6 protein-coding genes and 1 pseudogene are annotated in these 2,835 nt (G+C 73.9%); 2 read left to right on the top strand and 5 right to left on the bottom strand.

The genetic code is table 11. The features are described from left to right. The 5 genes and pseudogenes from H5J29_RS27790 to H5J29_RS27770 form a co-directional block, all read right to left on the bottom strand. A pseudogene (locus tag H5J29_RS27790) lies at nt 1–216 on the bottom strand (DUF6286 domain-containing protein); the annotation flags it as partial. Next, nucleotides 213–575 carry an Asp23/Gls24 family envelope stress response protein gene (locus tag H5J29_RS27785; RefSeq protein WP_312858448.1) on the bottom strand — a complete coding sequence of 121 codons (363 nt, stop codon included), beginning with the start codon at nt 573–575 and terminating at the stop codon, nt 213–215. The gene H5J29_RS27785 and the pseudogene H5J29_RS27790, both read right to left, overlap by 4 nt. Before the next feature lie 17 nt (nt 576–592). After that, on the bottom strand, nt 593–781 hold the full coding sequence (locus H5J29_RS27780) for a hypothetical protein (protein WP_181783947.1): 189 nt from the start codon (nt 779–781) through the stop codon (nt 593–595). Beyond that, nucleotides 778–1,389, bottom strand: a complete 612-nt coding sequence (locus tag H5J29_RS34475; RefSeq protein WP_220188023.1) for a hypothetical protein — start codon at nt 1,387–1,389, stop codon at nt 778–780. Before H5J29_RS34475 ends, H5J29_RS27780 begins: the two co-directional genes overlap by 4 nt. Next, a complete protein-coding gene (locus H5J29_RS27770; RefSeq protein ID WP_181783946.1) occupies nt 1,386–1,892 on the bottom strand; it encodes an Asp23/Gls24 family envelope stress response protein in 507 nt (168 codons plus the stop codon). The genes H5J29_RS34475 and H5J29_RS27770 overlap by 4 nt, the downstream gene beginning before the upstream one ends. A 130-nt stretch (nt 1,893–2,022) precedes the next feature. Between H5J29_RS27770 and H5J29_RS27765 the strand changes: the two genes are divergently transcribed. Both H5J29_RS27765 and H5J29_RS27760 read left to right on the top strand, forming a co-directional pair. Then, nucleotides 2,023–2,568, top strand: a complete 546-nt coding sequence (locus H5J29_RS27765; RefSeq protein ID WP_181783945.1) for an RNA polymerase sigma factor — start codon at nt 2,023–2,025, stop codon at nt 2,566–2,568. Next, nucleotides 2,565–2,835: anti-sigma factor (locus tag H5J29_RS27760; RefSeq protein WP_512700145.1), on the top strand; the 271-nt coding region annotated here is incomplete at its 3' end. The genes H5J29_RS27765 and H5J29_RS27760, both read left to right, overlap by 4 nt.

Here is a 2,835-nt window from a genome sequence, read left to right as displayed (position 1 = left end):
CACGATGCCGAGGGCGGCGAGCACGCCGCCGCCGACCAGCACGACCACGTCCGCCCACGTCGCTCGCGCACCCCACTCCGCCATGGCGGTGAAGGGCAGGATCGGGGTCTGGCCGAGCAGCACCTGGACGCAGGCCCACCCGAGCAGCACCGCGGCCGCCAGCAGCAGGACCGCGACGATCGTGGCCGGGACGACGCGGCGGGGTCGGCGGATCATGCGACGGTCCGGCCGGGCGCCTGCGGGCGGTGGAGTGCGGTCACCGTGATGTCGACCTGACGGGTGGCGAGCCCGGTCAACGCGGTGATCCGCTCGGTCACGTGCTCGCGGACCTCCCGGGTCACCCGCCCGACGGGCGCCGGGTAGGTCACCGAGAGCGTGACGTCGAGGGTGACGATCGAGCTGTCGACCCGGGCCCGGACCCGGGGTGCGCGATCCGGGGTGTCGGTGCCGAGCGGGATGCCGAGAACGCGCTGGGCCACCCCACCGACGTCCGCGACCTCACCGATGGCCCGGGCCGCGATCTTCTCCACCACCGCGTCGTCGATCGTGGTGGTGCCCGGACCACCGCCCTCCACCAGAGGTGCCGCGGTACTCACCGCGGGGCCCGGTCGCGGCTGCGGCCGGTGAACATCGAGACGTCGAGGCGCCCGTCGAGGTAGCGGCCGACACCGAGGCCGACCGCGCCGAACAGCAGGACCACGACGAAGGCGGCGAACCCGCCGAAGGCGAGGGCGATACCGAGGGTGAGCCCGGCGATCAGGCCGAGCAGGGTCGCGTTCACGGGAGGGTCTCCTTCAGGTCGTCGCCGCCGGACGGGTGTCCGGGCGGTTCGGTGGGATCGGTGGGATCGACGCGGACCACCACGGGGGTGTCACCCTCGACCTCCACGGACACCGCGGTCGGTCGACCGTCGGCCGCGGGGGTGACGTCCACGGTGACCGCGGATGCCGTGCCGGTCGTGGTGGGTGCCGGCTCGTCGATCTCCACGATCTCGACGATCTCGGGGGCGGGCTCGGCCACCACCGGCTCGGGCACCACAGGCCCGGGCACCACAGGCTCCGGCACCACGGGTTCGGGTCGCGGCGGCTCGTCTCCCGGCACGAGGACGTCCTCCACCGTGACGTCGACCGGCAGCCCCCCGGACCACGGCCGGACCGCGGCCCGGACCTGGTCCGCGACGAGGGTCATGCTCGGCGCCAGCACGGCCACGACATGGATCTCGACCGCGGTCGCCGAAGCGCGGACCCCGACGATGCGGCGCCCGGGCAGGTAGGTCGCCACCTCGCCGTAGGGGCCCGGGTGCAGGTCGGCCACCAGCGGGCAGGCCAGCGCGGCGGCGGCGAGCAGGTCGAGGTCGAGGAGGGCCTGCGGCTCGGCCGGAACCGTCATTGGACGCGCGATTCCCGCTGGTCCCGGCCGGAGTCGTCGGCCTGCTCGTCGTCGTCGGAGGGCAGGTGCACGTCGTTGACGCTGATGTTGACCTCGACGACCTCGAGCCCGGTCATCCGTTCGAGCGAGGTGATCACGTTGCGGCGCACGGCCTTCGCCAGGTCGACGATCGCCACGCCGTACTCCACGGCCAGGTCGAGGTCGACCGCGGCCTGGGTCTCGCCGACCTCGACCGTGACGCCCTGGCCCGCGTTGGTGGTGCCGCCGGGGATGCGCTCGCGGATGGCGCCGAACGCCCGTGCGGCGCCGCCGCCGAGCTTGTACACGCCGTTGACCTCACGGGCGGCGAGCCCGGCGATCTTCGAGACGACGGTCTCGGCGATCTGGGTGCGGCCGTGGTCGCTGCTCAACGCCGACGACAGCGCCGAACCGGACTGGGCCGAGCTCGACGGGGTGGAACCGGACGGGGCCGACGGCTTCGCGTCGGTGATCGGTGCGCTCATGATGGTTGGACACGGCCTCGGCCCCGGCCGTCACGACTAAGTGACCTGGGTCACACTTCTCGTCGGAGGAGCGGCGGGTCTGCTCCTGTGGCAGGGTCCGATCCATGCCACCACCAGGACGCCCCGGTCCGTGAGCAGTGGCGACGACCCGGCGGCCGACGCCTGGCTGGTCGGCCGGGCCCGCAGCGGGGATCCCGAGGCCTACGAGGTCCTGGTGCGCAGGCACCAGGGCCGCGTGTACCGCATCGCCCTGCGGATCCTGGGCGATCCCGCGGACGCCGAGGACGTGGCCCAGGAGGTGTTCGTGCAGGTGTGGTCGGCGTTGGCCGGGTTCGCGGGACAGTCCGCGTTCACCACCTGGCTCTACCGCATCGCCATCAATCGCAGCCTCAACTTCGAGCGTCGCCGTCGGCGCACGGAGACCCTCGAGACGCACGAGCCGGTGACCAGGACCGGGCCCGAGGACGCCGCCGTGGCGCACGCCCACGCCGACGCCGCCGCCCGGGCCGTCGCGGCGCTGCCGCCCGACCTGCGTACGGTGTTCGTGCTCCACCAGAGCGAACAGCTCGGCTACCACGCCATCGGCGAGATCCTCGGACTGTCCGAGTCCACCGTGCGCGGTCGCCTCGCCCGCGCCCGGCACGCTCTCCTCGTCCAGCTCAGGGAATGGACATGACCCCGGACCGGCTCACCTGCGGCGCCCTCGTCGACGACCTGCTGGCCCAGGTCGCCGAGGGCCGGGACGAGCGCACCGCGCACCAGGAGGACTGCCCCCACTGCCAGGCGGCGCTCGGCGAGTACCGCAGGCTCTGGTCCGCCGTCGACCGGCTCGCCACCGAGCCGGTCCGGACGCCGGACTCGGTCCTGTCCGGTGTGCTGGCCGGGATCCGCGCGGCCGCCGAGTCCCCGGGGTACGGCGTCGTCGTGACGCCGCTGGGCTCGA

Source organism: Pseudonocardia pini (assembly GCF_013870575.1).
Classification (GTDB): domain Bacteria; phylum Actinomycetota; class Actinomycetes; order Mycobacteriales; family Pseudonocardiaceae; genus Pseudonocardia; species Pseudonocardia pini.
The sequence above is the reverse complement of the archived record's forward strand: the minus strand, read 5'-3'. Positions and strand labels throughout refer to the sequence as shown.